Consider the following 24,980-nt stretch of genomic DNA (forward strand, 5'->3'; position numbering starts at 1 on the left):
CGGCCGGGAGGCGCCGCGGGGGCCGGTGCACCTGGCGGGTCCCGGCGGGCCGCCGGCCGTGCGGGTGCCGCCGTCACCGGCGCCGCTGCGGCTGACGGCCTGCGGCCGGCGCATCACCCGACACCGCCTTTCTCGCCGGGCGCTCCGGCCCCGTCGGCAATCCGCACGTCGCCCTCGTCCGCGACCACCTGCTGCGGGCCGCACGCGCCTGGCGGCCCGGCCCCGGACGGCGCGTGGACCGCGCCCGGAGGGTGCCTGGACAACGCCGGGAGGGGACACTAGCGTTCGGGGCTATTCAAAAATGTGACTATGGAGGTGCCGGATGCACCCGTTCCGCGAGGCGGTCGAGCGGGGCGACATCGACGCCCTGCCGGGGATGCTGGCCGAGGACGTCGTGTTCCTCAGCCCGGTGGCGTTCACCCCTTACACCGGCCGCGCCATGGTCGGCGCGATCCTGCGGGGCGTCGCGCGGGTGTTCGAGGACATGCGCTATGTGCGCGAGTTCGCCGACGAGTCCGGGCGCGGCCACGCCTTGGTGTTCAAGGCCTGGATTGGCGACCGCGAAATCCACGGGTGCGATTTCCTGCGCACCAATGACGAGGGGCTGATCGAGGAACTGTGCGTCATGGTCCGGCCGCTGTCGGCCGCCCGCGCCCTCGCCGACGCGATGGGCGCCCAGTTCGAGACGATCCGGCGCGAGGCGCTGACGCCTTGACCTGCCGCGAATGAGCGGCTGATGAGCGGCGGATCGAGAACCGTAGCCGGGAGTCGAACCCGGTTCTTCAGGGTGGAAACCTGACGCCTCACCCGCAAGGCTTCTACGGCACGGGTGCATCGGCCAGAACCCCCTCGAGCACCCCGATGACCAGGGATTTCGAGGGGCTTCCGCCCCCGGCGGAACGGCGGGCGCCGACGCGGCCGGCCGGTTTTCCGGCGACCGGATCCGGCCTTCCGGTGGACCCGCGGGGAATCGAACCCCGATCATCTGTGTGCAAGACAGACGTGTTCCCGTTACACCACAAGCCCATTGCGCGGGCGCCGTCGCCCGCCGCGCAGGGGTGACAGGAGTCGAACCTGCTTTTCACTGGTTTTGGAGACCAGTCGCCTAACCGGTGGCTCACCCCCGGCGATCTTGTCGCCTTTCGACACCTCAAGGATGCGCGGTGCCCGTGCTTCGCCGCAATTGTTTTTCCGGTGCGGGCGGCCGCGGGCCGCCCGCGGTCACAGGTCGGGGTCGGTGGCCGTGGCGCCGTCGACCGGCCGCAGCGGCTTGCGCAGCGGGACGATCATCATGGAGAAGTCGGCGGCGGCGATCACCCGGTCCTCGACGTCGGTGACCCGGCATTCGACGATCACCAACTGGCGGCCGGCCTTGAGCACCTCGGCGCGGGCGAACACCGTGTCGCCGTGCGGCCGGCCCAGGTAGCGGACGTGCAGGTCGGCGGTGACCAGGCTCTGCTCGCCCGGCTTGAAGCCGCTGCCGCGCGCGGCGGCGGTGCCGGCGGCCACGTCGATGAGGGTGGCGATGGCGCCGCCGTGCAGGTTGCCGGTGCTGTTGAACGCCTCCGGCCGCACCGGCATGGACAGCACCGCGTGCCGTTCGCCGATCTCGACCATCTCCAGCGCCAGCAGCCGGTGCAGCGGGGTGGAGTCGCGCAGCATGGCGTGCAGCTCCTGCCGCCGCTCGGGCGGCAGGTCGGCGACGCGTACGGTGCCGGACCGCGGGGTGCTGGTCATGGCCGGTCTCCCTCGTGACGTGGTCTGGTTTCGTTATGGGCTGGATCGTCACATATAAGCGTGGTGTAAAGTCCAACGGCGCAGGGGGCGAAGCAGGCATAGCACCCGGTGGCGACCCGGTAGCCCCGTGCCGGGGTTCACAGTGGTGAAACCCGCACCAGTGTGATGGGGCGAATGGTTCGACGAAGCGAGGGGGCCCGCCATGAGGCACGCACGTGACGGGGCTGCCGCGGCGATGAGCGCCGCCTCCAGGATTCTGGTCGCTCGGGGCAAGAACGAGCCCCAGGAACTGGAGAACCCCGACGTCGGCTGGGGCCAGCGCGCCCGCGACGGCGTGTGGGTCCCGACCAAGGACGGCCAGCGCGTCCACATCGGGATCGACACGACCGCCGCCGACACCGCCGCCCAGGTGATCCGGCCCAGCCTGCGGGTGTTCGTCGGGGTGGACGTCGACACCGACATGGTCGCGCAGACCACCGCCGGCGGCGTCCGGCTGCTGACGGTGATCCACGGGCCGGAGGCGCCCACCGAGTTCCGCCTCCCGTTCGCGCTGGCCGACGGGCTGGCGCTGGAGGCGATGCCGTCGGGCGGCTACGACGTGGTCCACCTGCGCTACGGCGCCACCGTGGGCCGCCTCTACAGCCCGTGGGCGTGCGACTCGATGTTCCGGTCGGTCAAGGCCGACTACGTGCTGGACGGCAACGTCGTGACGATGCGGGTCGCGCACGAGGGCGCCTACTACCCGGTCGTCGCCGACCCCCTGTACTCCCGCTGAGCCGCGTGCACGGCGCGCGCCCGGCCCGTCAGGGGCGCGGGCGGCGGATCAGGGCCGAGTACTCGATGTCCAGTTCGCGGCTGATCTCGCGGAGCGTGTCGGCGCCGATGCGGCCCTTGCGGTAGAGGGCCTGCAGCTTGGCGCGCTGGGCCCGCACCAGCTCGGCGCGGACGCGGCGGCCGCTGGTGAGGGCGGTGCCGTCCGCCTCGTCCGCGTCGCCGTCGAGCCGGTCGCGAACGCGCTGCAGCCGCAGTTCCAGCATCTGCCGGAACGCGTCGGCGGTGCGGTCGTCGACCTCGTCGGCGGCGGCCATCTCCTCCAGCCGGGCCAGCGCCGCCTGCAGCGCGTCGTGCCGGGCGCGCATCGTCTCGGCGCGCCGCCGGTCCGGCTCGATCAGCCCGAACCGCCGCAGCAGCACCGGCAGCAGCGGCGCCTGCCCGACCAGCGTGACCAGCACGACCAGCGCCGCCAGCAGCACCAGCACGCCGCGGTCGGGGCCGGCCGCGGCGGGCACCGACAGCGCCATGGCGAACGAGATCGCGCCGCGCATCCCGCCCATGCCGATCACCACGCGCTGCCGCCGGCCCAGCCCGCGGCGGCTGCGGCGGCCGCCGGGCACCAGCAGCGCCAGCGGCCCGGTCGCCAGCTCCCACGCCAGCCGCACCGCCACCACCACGGCCGCCAGCGCGAGCGCGGCCCAGCCGACCTCGGTCCAGGTGTGGCCGTGCGGCTCGCGCAGCACCTGGCGGATCTGCAGCCCGAGCAGCACGAACAGCGCCGACTCCAGCAGGAACACCCAGATCCGCCAGAACATGCCGCCGGCCAGCCGGGACGCCGACTGCAGCACGCCCTCGGAGCGGGTGCCGAGGTAGAACCCGGCGGTCACGGTCGCCAGCACCCCGGACCCGCCGAGGTTCTCGGCCGGGATGAACGCCAGGTAGGGGGTGGTCAGCGACAGGATGATCTGGCTGCTGGGGTCCTGGATGCAGCGCCGCAGCCGGCGCACGGCCAGGCCGACCGCCAGCCCGTAGGCCACGCCGACGAACGCCACCTGCGCCAGCCGGGCGGCGGCGTGCCCGACGGTGAACGGCGTGGCCAGCGCCTCGACCGCCAGGCCGAAGATGGTCAGCGCCACCCCGTCGTTGATCAGGCTCTCGCCCTCCAGGATCGTCACCATCCGGCGGGGCGCGCCCAGCCGCTGGATCACCGAGGTGGCGGCGACGGCGTCGGTGGGCGCCACCGCGGCACCGAACGCGAACGCCGCGGCCCAGCCGACCCCGGGCAAGAGCGCGTACACGGTCCCCGCCACCGCCGCGGTCGTGACGGCGGTGAGCCCGACCGCCAGGGTGAAGATGGGCACCGCGTCGGCGCGGGCCTCGCGGGGCGCGGTGAAGAACGCGGCGTGGTACACCAGCGGCGGCAGGAACCCCATGAGGACGACCTCCGGCGGCACCCGCACCGGCGGCAGCCCCGGCACGAACCCGGCCGCCACGCCCAGCACGACCATCAGGATCGCGTCGGGCACGCGCAGCCGCCCGGCCAGCGCGCGGGCCGCCAGCACGACGACCGCGACGACCAGGAAGACGACGAAGATCCGTTCCTCGACCACGGCGCTCACCTGTCCACGACGCCACGGTATACGCGCCTTTCACGGCGGGCCGCGGCGCACAGCCGGGCGCCGCGTGCGGGACGGGGCGCCGGGCCGCCTCCGGCGCCCCGTTGAGCCTCCGGCGTCATATGGTGATAACGTGCGGCGCTCTCGGGGGACGGCCCCCGTGCCGACGCGTGCCCCCACGTCCGCCGCCGGTCTCCGAGACTGGAGTCACAGTGATCTTCACTCATGACGCCGAGCACGCTCTCGCCACCGTCGTCGACCTGATCAACACCGGGCCCGAGGCGTCGGGAGAGGAGCGGCTGGCCGATCTGGCCGCGCTGCGCGCGTTCGTCGACCGCAACCGGTTCAGCGACGTGCACCGGCTCACCGAACGCGACCTGGCGCGCGTGCGCGACCTGCGGAGCCGGTTCCACGCGGTGTTCACCGCGGCCGACGTCCCGGAGGCGGTCCGGCTGATCAACGACATCGTCGGCGAGGTGCGCACCACGCCGCACCTGACCGACCACGACGGCTACGACTGGCACGTGCACTTCTTCGCCCCGGGCGCGCCCATGGGCGAGCACCTGGCCGCCGACTGCGGCATGGCGCTGGCGTACGTGGTGGCCGCGGGCGAGCTGGACCGGCTGCGCACCTGCGAGGCCCCCGACTGCTCCCGCGTCCTGGTGGACCTGTCCCGCAACCGCTGCCGCCGCTACTGCGACAGCCGCACCTGCGGAAACCGCATGCACGTGGCGGCCTACCGGGCCCGCCGGCGCGAGGCCGCCGCCCACTGACCCGGCGCCACCGCGCCGCGTCCCCGCCCGGGGCGGCGCCGCCGCGGACGCGGCCGCCCGACCGGTGAACTCGAAGCAAATTCGGTTCAACCGGCGCCCTCCCTCGTCAGCGTCGCAACCGGGTCGCTAACCTCATATTTCACTCTCGCCGCGGCGAACCTCCCGCGGTGAGCCCGTGTGCGACCGATACGGCCAGGAGGAACCGCTGTCCAGGCGAGCACTCATCACCGGCATCACCGGGCAGGACGGCTCGTACCTCGCCGAGCATCTGCTCGCGCAGGGACACGAGGTCTGGGGCCTGGTCCGCGGTCAGGCCAACCCGCACGTGGCGCGGCTGCGCAAGCACGTCGGGGACGTCCGGATCACCACCGGGGACCTGCTGGACCAGGGCAGCCTGATCTCCGCGGTGGAGCGGGTGCGGCCCGACGAGGTGTACAACCTGGGCGCGATCTCCTACGTCCCGATGTCGTGGCAGCAGGCCGAGCTCACCGCCGAGGTGACCGGCATGGGCGTGCTGCGGATGCTGGAGGCGATCCGGGTGGTGTCGGGCATCAGCCCGTCGCGCACCCCCGGCGACGGGCAGATCCGCTTCTACCAGGCGTCGTCGTCGGAGATGTTCGGGATGGTGCGGGAGACCCCGCAGAACGAGAAGACCCCGTTCCACCCGCGCAGCCCGTACGGGGTCGCCAAGACCTACGGGCACTACATCACGCAGAACTACCGCGAGTCGTACGGGATGTTCGCGGTCAGCGGCATCCTGTTCAACCACGAGTCGCCGCGGCGCGGCGCGGAGTTCGTCACCCGCAAGGTGACGCTGGGCGTGGCGCGCATCAAGCTGGGCCTGGCCAACGAGCTGCGGCTGGGCAACCTGGAGGCGCGGCGCGACTGGGGCTTCGCCGGCGACTACGCCCGCGCGATGCGGCTGATGCTGGCGCAGGACACCCCCGAGGACTTCGTGATCGGCACGGGCGAGACCCACTCGGTGCGCGAGCTGGTGGAGTTCGCCTTCGGCACGGTCGGCCTGAACTGGCGCGACTACGTGGTGCTGGACGAGCGCTACACCCGCCCCGCCGAGGTGGACCTGCTGTGCGCCGACCCCAAGAAGGCCCGCGAGCAGCTGCGCTGGGAGCCCGAGGTCACCTTCGAGGAGCTGGTGACGATGATGGTGGAGTCCGACCTGCGGCTGCTGTCGGAGTCGGCGCGGCCCGAGGACGAGCCGTTCAGCCCCGACCACTGGTAGCCGCCCAGGGCGCCGCCGCCCCGCCTCCGCCGCTCCGACGCAGGGCGTGCGACGATGCCGGTATGGCGACGCGCGAACCGGTCCGGGTCTGATGCCGGACATTCGGCTGGGCACCGCCCGGGGCCGGTGGCTGCTGCTGGCGACGGTGCTCGGCTCCAGCGTGGCCCTGCTGGACTCCACGGTGGTGAACGTGGCGCTGCCGCGGCTGGCCCGCGAGCTGGACGCGTCCATGTCGGGCCTGCAGTGGACGGTCAACGCCTACACGCTCACGCTGGCGGGGTTCATCCTGCTGGGCGGCTCGCTGGGCGACCGGTACGGGCGGCGCCGGGTGTTCGTGGTCGGCGTGGTGTGGTTCGCGGTCGCCTCGGGGCTGTGCGCGGCGGCGCAGGACGTGGTGACGCTGGTGGCGGCCCGGGCGCTGCAGGGCGCGGGCGGGGCGCTGCTGACGCCCGGCGCGCTCGCGCTCATCCAGGCGTCGTTCGCCCCGGAGGACCGGCCCCGCGCGGTGGGGGCCTGGTCGGGGCTGGGCGGGGTGGCGGGCGCGGTCGGCCCGCTCGTCGGGGGCTGGCTGGTGGAGGCCGCCGGGTGGCGGTGGGTGTTCCTGCTGAACCTGCCGCTGGCGGCCGCGGTGGTGCTGGTGGCGGTGCGGCACGTGCCCGAGAGCGCCGCACCGGGGCCGCACGGCCGCTTCGACGTCCTGGGGGCGGTGCTGGCCGCGCTGGCGCTGGCCGGGGTCACCTACGCCCTCACCGAGGCGCCGCAGGGCGCCTTCGGCGCGGTGGTGGCCGCGGCGGCGGTGGCGGGCGCGCTGTCGGCGGCGGGGTTCCTGCTCGTGGAACGCTCCCGCGGCCGCGCCCACAGGGGCGGGGGCGGGCGGCGCGGCCGCCGGCAGGCGCCCCAGCCGATGCTGCCGCTGGAGATGTTCGGGTCGCGGCAGTTCTCGGCCGTCAACGCCGTCACCTTCGCCATGTACGGCGGGATGGGCGTGCTGTTCTTCCTGTTCGTGGTGAATCTGCAGGTGGTGTCGGGGTTCACGCCCGTCGCGGCGGGCACGGCGCTGCTGCCGGTGACGGTGCTGATGCTGCTGCTGTCGGCGCGGGCGGGGGCGCTGGCGCGGCGGATCGGGCCGCGGCTGCCGATGACGGCCGGGCTGGTGGTCGCGGCGGTCGGCATGCTGCTGGTCGGGCGGGTCGGCGCGCACGCCTCCTACGTGCGGGACGTGCTGCCGGCGGTGGCGGTGTTCGGGCTGGGCCTGTCGGCGGTGGTGGCGCCGCTGACCGCGACCGTGCTGGCCGCGGTGGACGGCCGGCACGCGGGCGTCGCCAGCGGTGTCAACAACGCGGTGGCGCGCACGGCGGGGCTGCTGGCGGTGGCGGCGGTCCCGCCGCTGGCCGGGCTGACCGGCGCCGCCTACGACGATCCGGCCGCGTTCTCCGGCGGGTTCGCCGCGTCGATGCGGGTGTGCGCGGTGCTGCTGCTGGCCGGGGCGGTGCTGACGGCCCTGACGGTGCGCGACGACGTCCTGCGCGTCGCGCCCGACCGCGAACGCGAGCCGCGCTGCACGAGCCACTGCGCGGTGGCGGCGCCGCCTTTGGAGCCGGGCGACGGCGAGCCCGGCGGCGGGGCGGACCCGCAGGCCGCTCCCCCGACCCGATAGCTCCCGTCCGGCGGCGCGAGCCCGATAGCACGTGCCCGATAGCACGAGGACGTGCGGTTCGTCCTGTGCGGCGAGCATCGGTCCGGTTCCGGCTATGTCCGGGCCCGAATCGGTTCGTTGGCATACGGTCGGGGCATGAATCTGCGGCAGCTGCGCTATGTCGTGGCGACCGCCGACCACGGGACGATGACGTCGGCGGCACAGGCGCTCTACGTCGCCCAGCCCGCGCTGTCGCGGGCGGTCCGCGAGCTGGAACGCGAGCTCGGCGTGGAGCTGTTCGCCCGTTCCGGCCGCGGTGTGGTGCTCACCCCCGTCGGCGAGCAGGTGGTGCGGCAGGCCCGCGTTGCCCTGGGCGCGATCGAGGCCATCGAGGGGCTGTCGGTGGCGCGCGCCGACGGGCGGGGCGCCGAGCTGCGGGTGGCGACCCAGCCGTCCCTGGAGCCGGAGCTGACCGGGGGTCTGCTGCCGCGCTTCGCCCGCGGGCAGCCCGCGGTGCGCGTGCGGGTGGTGCGCAGCGCGGGCCGCGACGCGGTGACCGCGGCGCTGCGCGCCGGGCGCGCCGACCTGGCCGTGACCGACCTGCCGGTGCCCGGCGACCTGGTCGCCCACCCGCTGGAGGAGCGGGAGGTGGTGCTGGTCTCCCCGCCCGGCCTGGCGCTGCGCGAACCGGTGCCGCCGGCGGCGCTGGACGGCCTGCGCCTGATCATGCCGGCCCGGGGCGGGGCGCGCCGCGCGGAGCTGGACGCCCTGCTGGCGCCGTTCGGCGTGCGGCCGGTGCCCGCGGTGGAGTCCGACGAGCGGTCCGCCTGGCTGGACTGGGTCCGCGCGGGCCTGGGCTCGCTGGTGTGGGTCCGCAACCAGGTCGAGGACACCGGCGGGCTGGCGGTCCGCTCGTTCGGCCCGCCGCTGACCCGCCTGATCGGCCTGGTGCACACGCGCCGGCGGCTGCCCCCGGCGGCCCGCGACTTCCTGGCGTTCGCCAAGGACGCCGTCCGCGAGCAGCGCTGACCCGCCACCGACCTACCGCCGGCCCGCCGGCCCGCCACCGCCCCGCCGCCGGCCCCGTGCCGGGGCGGTGGCCGCGCACGGCCCCGGCCGCCGGGGTGGAAGCGCTCCCGTGACGGCCGGACCGCGGCGCCGGACGGCCGGAAGGGCCGCCGGGTTGGAAGGTCAGTGCCCGCCGGGGCGGACGGCTCCGTTGAGCGGCTTGTCCGGCAGCTCGACGGCGTAGGACTCCTTCACCACGTCCAGGTGGTGCCAGGACTCGCGGACGGTCGCGCCGGGCACCGCCCGGATGGCGTCCAGCACCGACACCAGCTCGGCGCGGGAGGGCGCCTCGGCCTGCCCGACGATGTCGTAGCGGCCGAAGCCGGTCGCCACGTAGCGCACGCCGTCCTGCTCGGCGACCGCCTCGGCGACGCGCCGCAGCCCGCCGGTGACCGCCAGCCCGAAGCCGCCCAGCTCGCGGGCGCCCAGGGCGTGCGGGTCGGCCAGCCCGGTCACCTGGATGACGCCCGAGCGCATCAGGCGGACCACGCGGGCCCGGGTGGCGGCCTGCGACAGGCCGATGATGTTGGCCAGCCGGGTGTAGGGCGCGCGGCCGTCGCGCTGCAGCTCCTGCAGCAGCCGCCAGTCGATGTCGTCGAGGCTCACCTCGCCCAGTTCGCGCACCACCGAGTGGGTGTCGCGGACCGTGGTCACCGACCGGAACACCTCGGCGGCGCGCACGCCGGGCACCGAGCGGATGTGGTCCACCTCGGCGGCCAGGGCCGCGTCGTCGCGGGTGCGCACCTGGGCGACCAGGTCGTGCGGGCCGGCCGTCAGCGCGGCGAAGCTGACCGCGGGCCGGGCGGCGATGATCCCGGCGACCTCCCGGGCCGAGCCGTCGACGGTGACCGAGACGTGCCCGATCGCCTCCGCGCCGACCACCGCGGCGTGCACGATGCCGACGACGCGCACCACCTCGGACTCGAGAAGGTGCTGCACCCGCGCCCGCACGGCCGTGCGGGACAGCCCGACGCGGTCGGCGAGCGCCTGGAACGTCGCCCTGCCATCCCGCTGGAGCTCGCGGACGAGCACGGCGTCGACCGCATCCAGCACGGCTCTCCTCCTCGACACGCAATGAATCGTTTTGCCAATGACTGCAAGATCATTCCATTCGGGGACGGTCTGACGTCAAATATTGATCTTGCTCGTGTTCGTCCAGCCCGGCGACCGTCGATGCGTCGGCGTCCGCTCGTGGCGGCGACGATCGGGTGCCGCGCAATCCGGTACGGCAGCGCAACGCCGGCGGGATCATCGTGTGCGGACGGTGACGCTGGGCGACGGCACGGCACCGGACGACAACTGCGACGATCACTTGCCGGGCGGGACGGACCCCGGCGCGGGCGGACGCGGCACACCGGGTCCGCCAGCGTGACATGCATGCGCTTCTCCCGGTGTTCTGCTGTGACGCCTCCTACGGGAAGCAGCCGTCCGCGTGAGGCACATGTAAGAAAACTGCAACGAGCCGACAGGATCGTCAAGAGGTAACTTTACAGAGAGCGAAACCTCACGTTGCCCACATATCGACTCTTGCCCGCGTCATCACACCGGCCACGCGGGAAAGCGCTGGCAGCGGCCCTGAGGGCAGCTCTCCGTCACCCTCAGGTAGTACGCCCGCCGCCCCCGAGGGAAGCGCGGACGGCGCCGGGGCCGCCCCGGCTTGGCGGGAGCACCCGGGGGTATGGATCACAATGTACGGTGATCCAGCCAGTTTGACCGCGATTGGTGTGTAGTAGAGCCGTGCGCCTGCTGAACGGTGAGCACCCCGCTCACGACCTCACGTATAACGACGTTTTCATGGTCCCCCGGCGCTCCGCGGTCGGGTCGCGGCTGGAGGTGGACCTGTCCACCGCCGACGGCAGCGGGACCACCGTGCCGATCGTCGTCGCCAACATGACGGCCGTGTCGGGCCGGCGGATGGCCGAGACGATCGCCCGCCGCGGCGGCATCGCGGTGATCCCCCAGGACATCCCGGTCGACGTGGTCGCCGACGTGATCGGCTGGGTCAAGCGCCGCCACCTGGTATACGACACCGCGATCCGCCTGGACCCCCACTCCACCGCGGGCGAGGCGCTGGCGCTGCTGCACAAGCGCGCCCACGGCGCCGTGATCGTCGTCGAGGACGACCGCCCCGTCGGGGTGGTCACCGAGGCCGACTGCCAGGGCGTGGACCGCTTCGCCCAGCTGCGCGACATCATGTCCCGCGACCTGCTGACGCTGCCCGACGGCATCGACCCGCACGAGGCGTTCGACCGGCTGCACGGGCGCGGGCACCGGCTCGCCCCGGTCGTCGACGAGCACGGCCGCCTTGCCGGCGTCCTCACCCGCGTCGGCGCGCTGCGCGCCACCCTGTACACGCCCGCCGTGGACGCCGCCGGGCGGCTGCGGATCGCCGCGGCCATCGGCGTCAACGGGGACGTGGCGGGCAAGGCCAAGGCGCTGCTGGAGGCCGGCGCCGACCTGCTGGTCGTGGACACCGCGCACGGCCACCAGGAGAAGATGATCAGCGCGCTGCGGGCGGTGCGCGGGCTGGACCCGTCCGTGCCGGTCGTGGCGGGCAACGTGGTCACCGCCGAGGGCGTGCGCGACCTGGTCGAGGCGGGCGCCGACATCGTCAAGGTCGGCGTCGGGCCGGGCGCGATGTGCACCACGCGGATGATGACCGGGGTGGGCCGCCCGCAGTTCTCCGCGGTGCTGGAGTGCGCCGCCGAGGCGCGCCGCCTGGGCCGGCACGTGTGGGCCGACGGCGGCATCCGCCACCCGCGCGACGTGGCGCTGGCCCTGGCCGCCGGCGCCGCCAACGTGATGATCGGCTCCTGGTTCGCCGGGACCTACGAGTCGCCGGGCGACCTGCAGCGCGACGCCGACGGACGGCTCTACAAGGAGAGCTTCGGCATGGCCTCGGCGCGCGCGGTGCGGCTGCGCACCTCCGAGGACTCCCCCTTCGACCGGGCCCGCAAGGCCCTGTTCGAGGAGGGCATCTCCACCTCCCGCATGTACCTGGACCCCGAGCGTCCCGGCGTGGAGGACCTGCTCGACTCGATCGTCGCCGGGCTGCGCAGCGCCTGCACCTACGCCGGCGCCCGCACCCTGGAGGAGTTCCACGAGCGCGCGGTCGTCGGCGTGCAGAGCGCCTCCGGCTACGCCGAGGGAATGCCGCTGGCCACGAGCTGGTAGACGGCGGGTCCGAAAACCACAACCGGCCGCGTCCGCGATGGCGTGCGCGGTGACGGCCGCGTGACCCTGTCCCCCCGAGGCGGTTCGGAGGGAGAGGCGACATGGACGGCGACGCGCCGTGGCGCGGGCTCGGGGAGACGCTGCTGGTCACGGCGGTGTCGGCGGTGCTCCCCGGCATGGCGCACCTGCGCGCGGGAAGAGTCCGCACGGGCACGGCGCTGCTGCTGTCCTACACGCTGGCGCTCAGCGGCGCGGTGCTGGCCGCCGACCGGCTGCGGCCGGCGCTGGTGGACGCGGCCGTCCGCCCGGACCGCCTGGCCGGGCTGGTCGTCGGCTGCGCGGCGCTGGCCGCGCTGTGGACGCTGCTGATCGTCCGCTCCTACGCCGTGCTGCGCCCCGCCGGGCTGGCGTGGTCGCTGCGGCTGTTCGGCGGCGCCGCCGTCGCGGTCGTCTGCGCGCTGGCCGCGCTTCCGCCGCTGACCGTGGCGCACTACGGCACGCTGCAACGCGACCTGCTCGACCGCCTCTTCCCCGGCGGCGGCCCCGCCCCGGCCGCGCTGCCGTCCGTCACCCCCGGCCGACCCGTGCCGCGCCCCGCCGCGCCGCCCGCCGAAGAGCCCTCGGCGCTGCCGCCCCGCCTGGACGTGCTGCTGATCGGCGCCGACGCCGACGTCACCCGGCCCGGGCTGCGCACCGACAGCATGACCGTCGCCAGCATCGACACCCGCACCGGCCGCACGCTGCTGCTGGGCCTGCCGCGCAACCTGCAGCACGTGCCGGTGTGGTCGGGCCGCCGGCACGTCCCCTTCCCCCCGGACGAACTACTCAACGCGGTGTACGCACTCGGCCGCGCCCGCCCGGAGGTGCTGGCCGACGGCGCCGGCCGCCGCGTCCGCGACCCCGGCGCCGAGCTGCTGAAGCGGACCGTCGGCCACATCCTGGGCCGCCCGGTGCCCTACTACGCCATGATCGACATGCGCAGCTTCCGGGAGCTGGTGGACGCCATGGGCGGCGTGCGGGTGTGCCTCGGCCGGCCCGTGCCCGTGCCGCGCGAGCAGATCCCCCGCGGCGTGCTGCCGCGCGGCTGCCGGCGGCTGACCGGACGCGAGGCCCTGTGGTACGGGCGGTCGCGCACCGGCTCCGACGACTACGACCGGATGGCCCGGCAGAAGTGCCTGCTGTGGGCGATCGCCCGGCAGGCCCGCCCGCTGCCGGTGCTGCGCGGCTTCCAGCGGCTGTCGCGGACCGTCTCCCGCTCGGTCAGCACCGACCTGCCGCGCGCCCTGCTGCCCGACCTGGTGCGGCTGGCCGCGCGGGTGCGCGGCGCCGAGGTCGCCGTGCTGCAGTTCGTGCCGCCGCTGGTGCGCACCGGCGACCCCGACTACCGCGCCATCCGGCGGATGACCGCCCGGGCGATCGCAAAGTCCCGGAACGGAACCGACAACGCCGCCGGCTTGCATATGCTCGGTAAAAGCTGCGCCTAACATGCCGCGAAGGGCGGCGGCCCACGGCTCCGCAACCCCGAGACCCTTCCGCGCGTCCATAATGTAGGCGGGAGCCCTGTTCACAGCGTGCGTGGGGATCGGAGCGTACATGGCGAGTCGGTCGGCGGCGCGTCCCGCCTCTGAGGAGGACGAGGACGCCGAAAGCACCGCCCCCAAGACCCGTGGGCTCCTTTCCGCGCTCGGCCTGACCCTGGCGTCCACCCTGGTGTGGGGCGTGGCGCACCTGCGGGTCGGCCGCCGCTGGGCGGGCGGGCTGCTGCTGGGGCTGTTCGTGGCGCTGGCCGCCGCCGGCGCGGTCGCCGGGCTGTTCTTCCGCGCCGACCTGCTGCAGCTGGCCGTGCGGCCGGACTGGCTGACGGGCCTGGCCGCCGGGATCCTCGCGCTGGGCCTGCTGTGGATCACCGTGGTGATCCGCTCGTACCAGATCGTGCGGCCCGAGGCGCTGTCGCTGGGCGCGCGCAGCCTGGGCGTGGCGGGCGTCATCGTGCTGTGCTTCGCCGTCGCGCTGCCGACCGCCTGGGCCGGCTACAGCACCTACCTCTACCGGGACGCGCTGACCAGCATCTTCCGCACCGGTGACAGCCACGGCCGCCCCATCAACGTCAAGGACCCCTGGAACGGGCAGCGCCGCGTCAACGTGCTGCTGCTCGGCGGCGACGCGGCCGCCAACCGCGAGGGCGTGCGCACCGACAGCATGACGGTGGCCAGCATCGACACCAAGACCGGCGACACCGTCCTGCTCAGCCTGCCGCGCAACCTCGAGCGGGTGCCGATGCCGCCGGGCCCGGCCCGCGACCGGTTCCCCTACGGCTTCACCGGCGACGGCCCCGCCACCCCGGGCCTGCTCAACGAGGTCTACCAGTACGCCGAGGACCACCCCGACATCGTCCCCGGCGCCCGCAAGAACGAGCGCGGCCCCGAACTGCTCAAGGCCACCATCAGCGGCATCCTCGGCCTCCCCGTCGACTACTACGTGCTGGTCGACATGTTCGGCTTCGCCGACATCATCGACGCCATCGGCGGCGTCAAGATCAAGATCACCCAGCCGATCCACTACGGCCTGGAGGGCGGCGTGCTGCAGCCCGGCGACCGCACGCTGTCCGGCAAGGAGGCGCTGTGGTACGGCCGGTCCCGCACCTACAGCGACGACTACACCCGGATGGGGCGGCAGAAGTGCCTGCTGCGCGCCATCGCCCGGCAAGCCGACCCGCAGACCGTGCTGACCAGCTTCGACCGGCTGGCCGCCGCCACCAAGCGCGCCATCTCCACCGACATCCCGCAGGAGCTGCTGCCGGCGTTCATCACCCTGTCCAAGAAGTTCAACGACGGCGGCCAGGTCACCAGCCTGCAGTTCGTGCCGCCGCTGATCTACACCGGCAACCCCGACTACGCGCTGATCCGCCGCCTGGCGGCGCAGGCCGTGGCCACCCCGTCCGAGAGCGCCTCCCCCTCGCCGTCGGCGTCCGCGTCGGGCTCGGGTTCGGCGTCGCCCCGCGCGAGCCGGACGCCGCGCGCCTCCTCCTCCGCCGAGGCGGGCCGGCAGACCAAGCCGGTGTCGCTGGACGCCACCTGCCCCTGACGCCCGCCGCCCTCTGACGGCGACCGCCCGGCCGCCTCCCCCCGCCGCGCCGGCTCGCGGGATGTCGGCACAGGTCCCCGGAGGGGGGATCATGGAGGGTGAAAGTTTCTCCTCCGGGAAGGACGACACCGGTGCCCCAGGTCCACGGGTGTGACGTCTTCCGCGTGGCGATGCCGCGCGGACGGCGGCCGGAAAGCATCCTCGTGCGGCTCACCGACAGCGGCGGCACGGTCGGCTGGGGCGAGGTCGCCGTCCCGGACTCCCCCCGCGGCCCCGACCCCGTCTGGGCCGACATCGAGGAGCGGATGGGCCCGGCGGTCCTCGGCCTGGAATGGGACCGCCCCGAGGACGTGTCCGCCGTCGCCGACCTCGGCTCGCGCCACGCCGCCGCCGCCATCGACATGGCCTGCTGGGACCTGTGGTGCCGGGAGCGGGGCCTGCCCCTCGCGCACGCCCTCGGCGGCACCCGCACCTCCATCGTCACCGGCGTGCGCATCACCCCCGAACCGATGCTCGAAACGGTGGTGTCCCGCGTCAACCAGGCGGTCGGCGCCGGACACACCCGCGTCACCGTGCAGGTGCGCCCCGGCTGGGACATCGAACCGGTGCGCGCCATCCGGCACGCCTACCCGGCGCTGGCGATGGTCGCCGACGCCGGCCACGCCTACACCGAGTCGCCCGAGCACCTGCGGGTGCTGGAGGCCCTGGACTCCTACGGGCTGCTCGCCGTCGAGCGCCCCTTCCCCGCCGACGACCTGAGCGCGCACGCCCGTCTGCAACGCCAGATCGCCACCGCCGTCGCCCCCGAGGTCGGCGACCCCGACACCCTGGAGGCCGCCCTGTCCATGGAGGCGGGCCGCGTGCTCAACCTGCGCGTCTGCGACCTCGGCGGCCTCACCGCGGCCCGCAGCGCCCACGACCTGGCCTACGCCGCCGGATGGGACGTGTGGTGCACCGGCGCCGGCGCGTTCGGCATCGGCCAGGCCGCCGCCGTGGCACTGGCCGCCCTGCCCGGCTGCACGCTGCCCAGCGACGTCACCGACCCGGCGCACGGCCCGGCGTTCGTGTCGCCGCCGGTGCGCTCGTCCGGCGGCCTGGTCGGCGTCCCCCTCACCCAGCCCGGCCTCGGCCACCAGATCGACGAGGCGCGCATCGACCGCCTCGCCCACCGCCGCACCCGGATCCCCGCCACATGACCGCCCCGGAGCCCGCGCCGGTCTGGGTCGTGGCGGGCCCGCCCGGCGGCGGCAAGACGACCGCGGCGGCGCTGCTGCTGGCCCGGCTGCGCCCGGTGCCCGCGCTGCTCGACAAGGACACCATGTACGGGCCGTTCGTCGCCGCCACGCTGGCCGCGCACGGACGCGACCCGGGCGAACGCGAAGGCCCCTGGTACGACGAGCACATCAAACGGCACGAGTACGACGGCATGACCGCCACCGCCCGCGAGATCCGCGCCCACGGCTGCCCGGTGCTGCTGAACGGCCCGTTCACCGGCCGGATCCGCAGCCCCGACCGGTGGGCCGAGTGGGTGGACGCGCTCGGCGGGCCGCCGGTGCGGCTGGTGTGGATCCGCACCGACGCCGCCACGCTGCGGCACCGCCTGACCGCCCGCGGTCTGGAACGCGACCGCGGCAAGCTCGCCGCGTTCGACGCGTTCGTCGCGCGGATGCGGCCGGAGGAGCCGCCGCCCGTCCCCCACACCGAGCTCGACAACCGGCTGTCGGCGCCCGTCGCCCTGGACGAGCAGATCGCCCGCCTGGCGGACGCCTGCCACGACGACGTCCGCCAGGCGTCCTGACGGCGCGTCCGGCTAGTACGACTTGGGCAGGCCCAGGGAGTGCTGGGCCACGAAATTGAGGATCATCTCGCGGCTGACCGGCGCGATCCGCATCAGCCGCACCATCCCCGCCAGCATGCCGATGCCGTACTCGGTGGTCAGCCCGTTGCCGCCGTGCGTCTGGATCGCCTGGTCCACGCAGCGCACCGCGGCCTCGGCCGCGGCGTACTTGGCCATGTTGGCGGCCTCGCCCGCCCCCTCGTCGTCGCCCGCGTCGTACAGCCAGGCCGCCTTCTGCCCCATCAGCCGCGCCAGCTCCAGCTCGATCTTGGCCTGGGCGAGCGGATGCGCGATGCCCTGGTGCGCCCCGATGGGCGACCGGAACACCTGCCGCTCCCTGGCGTAGGCGACGGCCCTGCCGAGCGCCAGCCGGCCGATGCCCGCCCCCATCGCCGCCGCCATGATCCGCTCCGGGTTGAGCCCGGCGAACAGCTGCAGCAGCCCGCCGTCCTCGTCGCCGACCAGCGCCTCGTACGGCAGCCGCACCTCGTCCAGGTGCAGCACGAACTGCTTCTCCGGCGAGACGATCTCCATCTCGATCGGGGTCCGGGTGAGTCCCGGCGCGTCGGTCGGCACGATGAACAGCGACGGCCGCAGCGCGCCCTTCTGGTCCTCGGTGCGGCCGACGACCATCACCGCGTCGGCCTCGTCCACCCCGGAGATGAACGTCTTCTGCCCGCTCAGCACCCACCCGTCGCCGTCGCGGCGCGCGGTGGTGGTGATGCGGTGGGAGTTGGACCCCGCGTCCGGCTCGGTGATCGCGAACGCCATCGTCACCGACCCGTCGGCGAACCCGGGCAGCCACCGCTGCTTCTGCTCGGCCGTGCCGGACCGCGCGATGATCGTCGCGCAGATCGCCGGGGACACCACCATGAGCAGCAGCGGGCAGCCCGCCGCGGCCAGCTCCTCGCACACCGCCGCCAGGTCGCCGATGCCGCCGCCCCCGCCGCCGTACTCCTCGGGCACGTTGACGCCCAGATACCCCAGCCGCCCGGCCTCGGCCCACAGCTCGCTGGTCTTCTGCCCGCTGCGTGCCTTCTCGATGTAGTACTCGTGCCCGTACTTGGCGCCCAGGGCGGCGACGGCCTCGCGCAGGGCCCGCCGCTCCTCACTCTCCACGAAACTCACTCGGGTTCCCTTTCGGACGATGACGGCCCGCCGGACTCCTCCTCCGGCGGCGGCCCGGCGGACGGCGGCTCGGCGATCACGGCGAGGACGGCGCCCGCCTCCACCTGCTGCCCGGCGGCCACGTTCACCTCGGCCACGGTCCCGGCGGCGGGCGCGGCGACGGCGTGCTCCATCTTCATCGCCTCCAGCACCACCAGCGTCCGCCCCGCGGCCACGACGTCACCGGGCTCGGCGTCCACCCGCACGACCGTGCCGGGCATCGGCGCCAGCAGCGACCCGGGCGCCACCGCGTCCTCCGGCTCGGCGAAACGCGGCAGCGCCCGCAGCGCCACCGGCCCCAGCGGCGAGTCGACGAACAGCCGGTCGCCGACGGCCCGCACCCGGAACACCCGCCGCACCCCGGCCGCGTCCAGCGCCACCGCCACCTCGCCCCGCGCCTCGTCGGTGACGACCGCGCCGGCCAGCTCCACGTCGCCGTGCCCCTCGGCGGTCAGGCCGCCGCGCCCCAGCCGGTAGGCGACCTCCAGCACCGCGCCGTCCGGCCCCTCGAACGCCTTGCGCTGCAGCTGCGACGGCACATTGCGCCACCCCGACGGCAGGCCCCGCTGCACCGGCGCGGCGGCCCGGTTGAGCTCGGCGTCGGCCAGGGCCGCCGCCAACGCCGACAGCCGGACGGCGCGCTCGCCGGCCAGCGGCGCGGCCAGCACGTCCAGGCCCACCCGGTCGAGATACCCGGTGTCGGTGTCCCCGGCCAGGAACGCCGGCTCGGCCAGCACCCGCACCAGCAGATCGCGGTTGGTGGTGACGCCGTGCAGCCGCGCCCCCGCCAGGGCCGCCCGGAGCCTGCGCGCCGCACCGGCCCGGGTCGCCTCCCACGCGACGACCTTGGCGAGCATCGGGTCGTAGTGGACGCCGACCTCGTCGCCGCCCCGCACCCCCGCGTCCAGCCGCAGCCCGTACCCGCCGCCACGCCCCGGATCGCCGAACGCGGCGTCCACCCCCGGAACGTCGAACGTGTGCAGGACCCCGCTGCCCGGCCGCCACCCCGCGGCGGGATCCTCCGCATACAGCCGCACCTCGATCGCGTGCCCGGCCCGGGGCGCCGGAGGGGCGGCGGGCAGCGCCCGGCCCTCGGCCACCTCGATCTGCAGCCGCACCAGGTCCACCCCGTACAGGCACTCGGTGACCGGATGCTCCACCTGCAGCCGCGTGTTCATCTCCAGGAAGAAGAACCGCCCGTCCCCGGCCAGCAGGAACTCCACCGTGCCCGCGCCGACGTAGCCGATCGCACGGGCCGCGTCGACCGCCGCCGCGCACAGCCGCGCGCGCAGCTCCGGCGTGACGGCCGGCGACGGCGCCTCCTCCACGATCTTCTGGTGCCGGCGCTGGATCGAGCACTCCCGCTCCCCCAGCGCCCACACCGTGCCGTGCCGGTCGGCCAGCACCTGCACCTCGACGTGCCGGGCCCGCTCCAGCAGCGGCTCGCAGAACACCGCCGGGTCGCCGAACGCCGACTGCGCCTCCCGCCGGGCCGCCGCGACGGCACCGGCCAGGTCGCCGACGGCCCGCACGACCCGCATGCCGCGTCCGCCGCCGCCCGCCGACGCCTTCACCAGGACCGGCATATCCCCGGCCGCCACCGCGTCCGGGTCCAGCTCCGGCAGCACCGGCACGCCCGCGGCGGCCATCAGCTTCTTCGCCTCGATCTTCGACCCCATCGCCGCGATCGCCTCCGGCGGCGGGCCGATCCACGTCAGCCCCGCCGCCTCGACCGCGCGGGCGAACTCGGCGTTCTCCGACAGGAACCCGTAACCGGGATGCACCGCGTCCGCCCCCGCCGCCCGCGCCGCCGCCACGATCAGGTCGCCGCGCAGGTAGGTGTCGGCGGGCGCCACCCCCGGCAGCCGCACCGCCGCGTCCGCCTCGGCGACGTGCGGCGCGCCGGCATCGGCGTCGGAGAACACCGCGACCGTGCCGATGCCCAGGTCGCGGCAGGTACGGAACACACGGCGGGCGATCTCGCCGCGATTGGCCGCCAGCACAGACTCGATCATGACCTCACATCCGGAAGACGCCGAAGCCCTCGGCCCCGGCCACGGGCGCGTTGTGGATCACCGACAGGCAGATGCCGAGCACGGTCCGGGTGTCCCGCGGGTCGATCACCCCGTCGTCGTAGAGCCGCCCGGACAGGAAGAACGGCAGCGACTCGGCCTCGATCTGCGACTCGACCATCTCCCGCATGGCCCGGTCCTGCTCGGCGTCGTAGACCTGGCCGCGCGCCTCGGCGGCCTGCCGCGCCACGATCGACAGCACCCCGGCCAGCTGCTGCGGCCCCATCACCGCCGACTTCGCGCTCGGCCAGGTGAACAGAAACCGCGGGTCGTACGCCCGGCCGCACATGCCGTAGTTCCCCGCCCCGTACGAGGCGCCCATGACGATCGAGATGTGCGGCACCCGGCTGTTGGCCACCGCGTTGATCATCAGTGCGCCGTGCTTGATGATGCCGGCCTGCTCGTACTCCCTGCCGACCATGTAGCCGGTGGTGTTGTGCAGGAACAGCAGCGGCGTGTCCGCCTGGTTGGCCAGCTGGATGAACTGCGCCGCCTTCTGCGCCTCCTGGCTGAACAGCACGCCCTGCGCGTTGGCCAGGATCCCCACCGGATACCCGTGCAGGCGCGCCCAGCCGGTCACCAGGCTGGCCCCGTACAGCGGCTTGAACTCGTCGAACTCCGAGCCGTCCGCGATCCGCGCGATCACCTCCCGCGGGTCGAACGGCGTCCGCAGATCCTCGGGGACGATGCCGGCCAGCTCCTCGGCGTCGTACAGCGGCTCGCGGACCGGCCCCGGCGCCGGCCCCAGCCTGCGGTGGTTGAGCCGCGCCACGATCTGCCGGCCCAGGCGCAGCGCGTCCGGCTCGTCCGCGGCCAGGTAGTCGGCCAGGCCGGACGTGCGGGCGTGCATCTCGGCGCCGCCCAGCTCCTCGTCGTCGGCCTCCTCCCCGGTGGCCATCTTCACCAGTGGCGGCCCGCCCAGGAACACCTTCGCCCGCTCCCGGACCATGACCACGTGGTCGCACATCCCCGGGATGTACGCCCCGCCCGCCGTGGAGTTACCGAACACCAGCGCGATCGTGGGGATCCCGGCCGCCGACAGCCGGGTCAGGTCGCGGAACAGCCGCCCGCCCGGAATGAAGATCTCCTTCTGCGAGGGCAGATCGGCGCCGCCCGACTCGACCAGGTTGATCAGCGGCAGCCGGTTCTCCAGCGCGATGTCGGACGCCCGGAAGATCTTGCGCACCGTCCACGGATTGCTGGCCCCGCCCCGGACCGTCGGATCATTGGCGACGATCATGCACTCGACGCCCTCGACGACCCCGATCCCGGTGACCACGCTCGCACCGACCGGGAAATCGGTGCCCCACGCGGCCAGCGGACTCAGCTCCAGAAACGGCGAGTCGGGATCGAGCAGCAGCTCGATCCGCTCGCGCGCCAGCAGCTTGCCGCGCTTGCGATGCCGGGCCACGTACTTCTCCCCGCCCCCGGCCAGCGCCTTGGCATGCTCGGCCTCCAGCGCGGCGAGCTTGTCGAGCATCGCCGCACGCCGCTCCCGGTAGGCGGGACTGCCGACGTCGAGCGAACTGCGCAACGGCCGGACGGCGCCGCGGCCGACCGCCGGGCCCCGAGCGCCCATCACCACTCACCTTTCCGCAACAAGCCGACCACCTTTACGTTGTAGATTCCCAACCTCCGCCTCGGCGCACGCCACCGCCGACCGGCCGAACTCCGGCATTTCCCGCCCGAGGTGACTCCACAGCGGCCCCAGGCGGCAACAAGCCCCTGTCTCCGTCTGGTCCGCCCGGCGAAAACGGCCCACGCCACCAGGACGCATCTCGAGACACCGCACGTCGCGCCAGGCAACGAGCCTGAACCCTCTGCCGACACCGGGCACTCCCGTGCCCGACGCAACCGCACCATGCATCCGAGGCCGAAAGGCCGGGCCCGCCGCCGGCGTTCCCCAGCCGTTCTGCTGTCCACCCGGAGAAGGAAGCATCCCGGCGATGGAACACCCCGCCCCTCGGCCTCTTCCGGGCGACAGGTCGCCGTCCTGCGATCCAAGACGGCCGCCGCCGTTCTCGCCGCAGGCCGTACGCGCCGCGGGCTCCCGCCGAACCTTTCGGCACCGCCCGGGAAGACAGGTGGCCGCCGTCCCCGTACTCACATCGGTGACGGCGCCGCGGGCGCGCCCGGGCCGGGGAGGCGTCATGACCGGACGGCGGACGGACGTGGCGGTCGGGTCATGGGTGAACCCTGCCACCCCGCCGCGAAGAAATCAATCGTGCTTGATTGTTTTTGGGTCGGCCGGTCTGGTTGACTGGAACGCCATGGAACCGACACAGGCGGTACGCGAGCCGCGGCAGGACCGCAGCCGCGCCACCCGGCAGCGGCTGCTGGAGGCCGCCGTCGACTGCCTGTCCTCCCTCGGCTGGAGCCGCACGACAGTCGCCGTGGTCGCCGAACGCGCCGGAGTGTCCCGGGGCGCCGCGCAGCACCACTTCCGCACCCGCGAGGAACTGGTGACGGCCGCCGTCGAGTACGGCACCGAGGTGCGCCTGCGGCAGGTGCGCGAGCATCTCAACGCACTGGCCGGACGACGCCTGCCCACCCTGGACGTCCTCACCATGCTCGCGGAGATGTACACCAGCCCGCTGTTCCGCGCGGCACTGCAACTGTGGGTCGCCGCCAGCTCGGACGAGCAGTTGCGTGCGCAGGTCGTCCCGCTGGAGGCGCGGGTGGGCCGGGCGGCGCACCGCCTCACCGTGGAGGCCCTCGGCGCGGACGAGTCCGTGCCCGGCGTGCGCGAGATGGTCCAGGCCACGCTCGACCTCGTCCGCGGGCTCGGCCTGGCCGACCTGCTCACCGACGACTCCGCCCGCCGCTCCCGCCTGCTGCGGCAGTGGGCCTCGACCCTCGACCTGGCCCTGCGGGACCACACCGCCTGAAGCCCTACTCGTCGGGCGTCCTCCCACCGCCGTGCTCCCATGTCAGAATTCACTGACAAGTCTTGTCCTGATTCCTGGCGGTCTGCCGGAAGACGTCCTACCGTTGTTGATCATGTTTCATGATCAAGTCGCATTGCGTCCGGTCCACGAAACGGATCTGCCGCTGCTCGACCGATTCGCCCTGGACCCCGAATACACGAGCCCGTTCCAGTGGTTCGGCTATACCGACCCCGGCCGGCTGCGGCGCCAATGGGCGGACAACGGGCTGCTGGGGGACGACGGCGGCCGACTCATGGTGGTCCGCGGCGCCGAACGCCTCGGTTTCATGGCCTGGCGCAAGGTCGTGACCGGCACCGGCTCGTTCTGCTGGAACATCGGAATCATCCTGCTGCCGGGTGCACGCGGCCGCGGCTACGGCGCGGAGGCCCAACGTCTGCTGGCCCGCTACCTGTTCGCCCACACCCAGGCGATGCGCGTCGAGGCGGACACGGAGGTCTCCAACGTGGCCGCGCAACGCGCCCTGGAGAAGGCCGGTTTCACCCGCGAGGGGATCTTGCGGAGCTACACGTTCCGCGACGGGGAGTGGCGGGACGCCGTCGTCTACAGCATCCTCCGCAACGAAATCTGAAGCTCGAAAATGCAGCACTCGAACGCCCGACCGAGAAGTCCACCCCGTCCAGCCGTCAGCCGGCCAGCGCCAGACCGCAAAAACATCACCACCGAACCCCACCCACCTCTTCGCACAGAACACTCGCGGCACCGACCGTCCGGAACACGCCGCCTCTGGTGATCGACGAACGCTCGTGATCAGCCGACCTTGCGAAGAACCGGACAACAATCCGCCGACGACACGCACCGCCCCTCACATCCATGCACGGCGGCGATCAGGGTTCACCCCGAGGGACCGCAGCCCGTACCAGTCACCAGGGCGACTCCACGGCTCCCACACACGCAGCATGGCGCCGGTGGCGCCGCCGCGTCCGTCTCTTGAGCCGGTCGATGGCCTTGCGGCGTCGGCGAAGCGGTCAGGTCAAGAGCAGGTGGCCGCCGTCCCTGCCCGCTCGCACATGGCGGCGGTGGTGCCACAGGGCCGCATAAGCGGCGGGGCGACCCGGCTGCTCGGACAGGTTGGTGACACGGTCGGCTGGTGTTCGGCCCGCGATGCCGGCGTGGGGTCGGTGGTGGTCGTACCAGTCCAGCCAGTCGCCGAAAGCGGCCTGCCGCTCGGCTTCGGAGGCGTAGGGCCGCTGGTAGGCCTACTGCTCCAGCAGGGTGCGGCGGAACCGTTCGGCCTGGCCGTCGGTCTGGGGCCGCCAGGGCCGGGTCCAAACGGCGATGCCCATCTGGGCGCAGGTGGCGCACCAGTGGTCGTGCTGTAGGCCCAGGCGTTGTCGGTCAGAACGCGCCGGATGGTGATGCCGCGGGCGGCGAACCACGCCGTGGCGCGGACCGGGAACGCGGCGCAGGTGGCCGCGGTCTCATCGCCCAGGATCTCGGTGTAGGCGAGGCGGGAGTGGTCGTCCACCACGGTGTGCAGCTAGGCCGTGTTTCAAAGTAGGTGGAGCCAGAGAAGAGCCTGATGGCGGGCGGCGAGCTCGACATGGCGGGTGCACGGCCGGCCCGATGGCGCCCGGGGGCGGCGCGGCCGTACCCGACGGTATGGCGTCCCCGGTGGTCGGCCGGGTCGAAGGCGGGTGGACGACCACTGCTGCTGTCGGGCCTAACCTCCCGCAACCGGGACCATGGGCGGCGACGCTCGCCTCACTTCGACACACGTCCCAGGCCACGAGCGGCACTCCCCCAGGCAACCACCCCGCAGCAGGCCTCACCCCCTCAGAAACAAGCCCCCCGGAGAAAACGGAAAGGCCCCCGCCATCAAGGCGGGGGCCTTTCATCGAAGAAAATGTCCGGCGG

The 24,980-nt window shown here is 74.0% G+C and carries 19 protein-coding genes, 3 tRNA genes and 1 pseudogene; 13 read left to right on the forward strand and 10 right to left on the reverse strand.

What is annotated here, in order from left to right; all coding sequences use genetic code 11:
- Positions 1-322 precede the first annotated feature (322 nt).
- On the forward strand, positions 323-715 hold the full coding sequence (locus ABD879_RS24790) for a nuclear transport factor 2 family protein (RefSeq protein WP_345024007.1): 393 nt from the start codon (positions 323-325) through the stop codon (positions 713-715).
- A 38-nt stretch (positions 716-753) separates the two neighbouring features.
- Here ABD879_RS24790 and ABD879_RS24795 read toward each other — a convergent pair.
- The 4 genes from ABD879_RS24795 to ABD879_RS24810 form a co-directional block, all read right to left on the reverse strand.
- Positions 754-825 (reverse strand) — tRNA-Gly (locus ABD879_RS24795).
- Positions 826-955: 130 nt separating this feature from the next.
- A tRNA-Ala gene (locus ABD879_RS24800) sits at positions 956-1,026 on the reverse strand.
- Between the two features lie 27 nt (positions 1,027-1,053).
- A tRNA-Trp gene (locus tag ABD879_RS24805) sits at positions 1,054-1,125 on the reverse strand.
- Between the two features lie 96 nt (positions 1,126-1,221).
- Positions 1,222-1,737 carry a PaaI family thioesterase gene (locus ABD879_RS24810; RefSeq protein ID WP_345024008.1) on the reverse strand — a complete coding sequence of 172 codons (516 nt, stop codon included), beginning with the start codon at positions 1,735-1,737 and terminating at the stop codon, positions 1,222-1,224.
- Positions 1,738-1,939: 202 nt separating this feature from the next.
- Between ABD879_RS24810 and ABD879_RS24815 the strand changes: the two genes are divergently transcribed.
- Positions 1,940-2,512 (forward strand): hypothetical protein, encoded by a 573-nt coding sequence (locus tag ABD879_RS24815; protein WP_345024009.1) that lies wholly within the window; start codon positions 1,940-1,942, stop codon positions 2,510-2,512.
- A gap of 28 nt (positions 2,513-2,540) precedes the next feature.
- On the opposite strand, the gene ABD879_RS24820 is transcribed toward ABD879_RS24815, so the two are convergent.
- On the reverse strand, positions 2,541-4,121 hold the full coding sequence (locus ABD879_RS24820) for a Na+/H+ antiporter (RefSeq protein WP_345024010.1): 1,581 nt from the start codon (positions 4,119-4,121) through the stop codon (positions 2,541-2,543).
- Positions 4,122-4,339: 218 nt separating this feature from the next.
- Here ABD879_RS24820 and ABD879_RS24825 point away from each other — a divergent pair, with 218 nt between their 5' ends.
- The 4 genes from ABD879_RS24825 to ABD879_RS24840 all read left to right on the forward strand — a co-directional run bounded on the left by ABD879_RS24825 (position 4,340) and on the right by ABD879_RS24840 (position 8,805).
- Positions 4,340-4,900: a CGNR zinc finger domain-containing protein gene (locus tag ABD879_RS24825; protein ID WP_345024011.1), complete on the forward strand. Its 561-nt coding sequence runs from the start codon at positions 4,340-4,342 to the stop codon at positions 4,898-4,900.
- Between the two features lie 205 nt (positions 4,901-5,105).
- Positions 5,106-6,140: a GDP-mannose 4,6-dehydratase gene (locus ABD879_RS24830; RefSeq protein ID WP_345024025.1), complete on the forward strand. Its 1,035-nt coding sequence runs from the start codon at positions 5,106-5,108 to the stop codon at positions 6,138-6,140.
- A gap of 91 nt (positions 6,141-6,231) precedes the next feature.
- A complete protein-coding gene (locus ABD879_RS24835; RefSeq protein WP_345024012.1) occupies positions 6,232-7,797 on the forward strand; it encodes an MFS transporter in 1,566 nt (521 codons plus the stop codon).
- A gap of 135 nt (positions 7,798-7,932) precedes the next feature.
- Positions 7,933-8,805 (forward strand): LysR family transcriptional regulator, encoded by an 873-nt coding sequence (locus ABD879_RS24840; protein WP_345024013.1) that lies wholly within the window; start codon positions 7,933-7,935, stop codon positions 8,803-8,805.
- 162 nt (positions 8,806-8,967) lie between these two features.
- On the opposite strand, the gene ABD879_RS24845 is transcribed toward ABD879_RS24840, so the two are convergent.
- A complete protein-coding gene (locus ABD879_RS24845) occupies positions 8,968-9,897 on the reverse strand; it encodes an Lrp/AsnC family transcriptional regulator (RefSeq protein ID WP_345024014.1) in 930 nt (309 codons plus the stop codon).
- Between the two features lie 684 nt (positions 9,898-10,581).
- On the opposite strand from ABD879_RS24845, the gene ABD879_RS24850 reads away from it, so the two are divergent.
- From ABD879_RS24850 to ABD879_RS24870, 5 genes are all read left to right on the forward strand, one after another.
- Positions 10,582-12,018 (forward strand): GuaB1 family IMP dehydrogenase-related protein, encoded by a 1,437-nt coding sequence (locus ABD879_RS24850; protein WP_345024015.1) that lies wholly within the window; start codon positions 10,582-10,584, stop codon positions 12,016-12,018.
- Positions 12,019-12,119: 101 nt separating this feature from the next.
- Entirely contained in the window at positions 12,120-13,502 is a 1,383-nt protein-coding gene (locus ABD879_RS24855; RefSeq protein WP_345024016.1) for an LCP family protein, read from the forward strand.
- Positions 13,503-13,611: 109 nt separating this feature from the next.
- Positions 13,612-15,102, forward strand: a complete 1,491-nt coding sequence (locus ABD879_RS24860) for an LCP family protein (RefSeq protein WP_345024017.1) — start codon at positions 13,612-13,614, stop codon at positions 15,100-15,102.
- 131 nt (positions 15,103-15,233) lie between these two features.
- A complete protein-coding gene (locus ABD879_RS24865; protein ID WP_345024018.1) occupies positions 15,234-16,298 on the forward strand; it encodes an enolase C-terminal domain-like protein in 1,065 nt (354 codons plus the stop codon).
- The gene (locus ABD879_RS24870; RefSeq protein ID WP_345024019.1) at positions 16,295-16,900 is read left to right on the forward strand and encodes a P-loop nucleotide/nucleoside kinase family protein; all 606 of its coding nucleotides are present in this window, start codon (positions 16,295-16,297) and stop codon (positions 16,898-16,900) included. Before ABD879_RS24865 ends, ABD879_RS24870 begins: the two co-directional genes overlap by 4 nt.
- Positions 16,901-16,912: 12 nt before the next feature.
- Here the strand turns inward: ABD879_RS24870 and ABD879_RS24875 are convergent, their stop codons facing one another.
- The 3 genes from ABD879_RS24875 to ABD879_RS24885 are packed head-to-tail and all read right to left on the reverse strand — an operon-like array spanning position 16,913 to position 21,757.
- Complete coding sequence (locus ABD879_RS24875) at positions 16,913-18,067, reverse strand: acyl-CoA dehydrogenase family protein (RefSeq protein ID WP_345024020.1); 1,155 nt, start codon at positions 18,065-18,067, stop codon at positions 16,913-16,915.
- Positions 18,064-20,121 (reverse strand): acetyl/propionyl/methylcrotonyl-CoA carboxylase subunit alpha, encoded by a 2,058-nt coding sequence (locus tag ABD879_RS24880; protein ID WP_345024021.1) that lies wholly within the window; start codon positions 20,119-20,121, stop codon positions 18,064-18,066. Before ABD879_RS24880 ends, ABD879_RS24875 begins: the two co-directional genes overlap by 4 nt.
- Before the next feature lie 4 nt (positions 20,122-20,125).
- Positions 20,126-21,757 carry an acyl-CoA carboxylase subunit beta gene (locus ABD879_RS24885; RefSeq protein WP_345024022.1) on the reverse strand — a complete coding sequence of 544 codons (1,632 nt, stop codon included), beginning with the start codon at positions 21,755-21,757 and terminating at the stop codon, positions 20,126-20,128.
- Positions 21,758-22,448: 691 nt separating this feature from the next.
- On the opposite strand from ABD879_RS24885, the gene ABD879_RS24890 reads away from it, so the two are divergent.
- On the forward strand, positions 22,449-23,066 hold the full coding sequence (locus ABD879_RS24890; RefSeq protein ID WP_345024023.1) for a TetR/AcrR family transcriptional regulator: 618 nt from the start codon (positions 22,449-22,451) through the stop codon (positions 23,064-23,066).
- Positions 23,067-23,178: 112 nt separating this feature from the next.
- The gene (locus ABD879_RS24895) at positions 23,179-23,694 is read left to right on the forward strand and encodes a GNAT family N-acetyltransferase (RefSeq protein WP_345024024.1); all 516 of its coding nucleotides are present in this window, start codon (positions 23,179-23,181) and stop codon (positions 23,692-23,694) included.
- Positions 23,695-24,181: 487 nt separating this feature from the next.
- Here ABD879_RS24895 and ABD879_RS24900 read toward each other — a convergent pair.
- Positions 24,182-24,603: pseudogene (locus ABD879_RS24900) on the reverse strand (integrase core domain-containing protein); the annotation flags it as partial.
- Positions 24,604-24,980 lie beyond the last annotated feature (377 nt).

The sequence above is a fragment of the Actinomadura keratinilytica genome (assembly GCF_039539665.1).
Classification (GTDB): domain Bacteria; phylum Actinomycetota; class Actinomycetes; order Streptosporangiales; family Streptosporangiaceae; genus Spirillospora; species Spirillospora keratinilytica.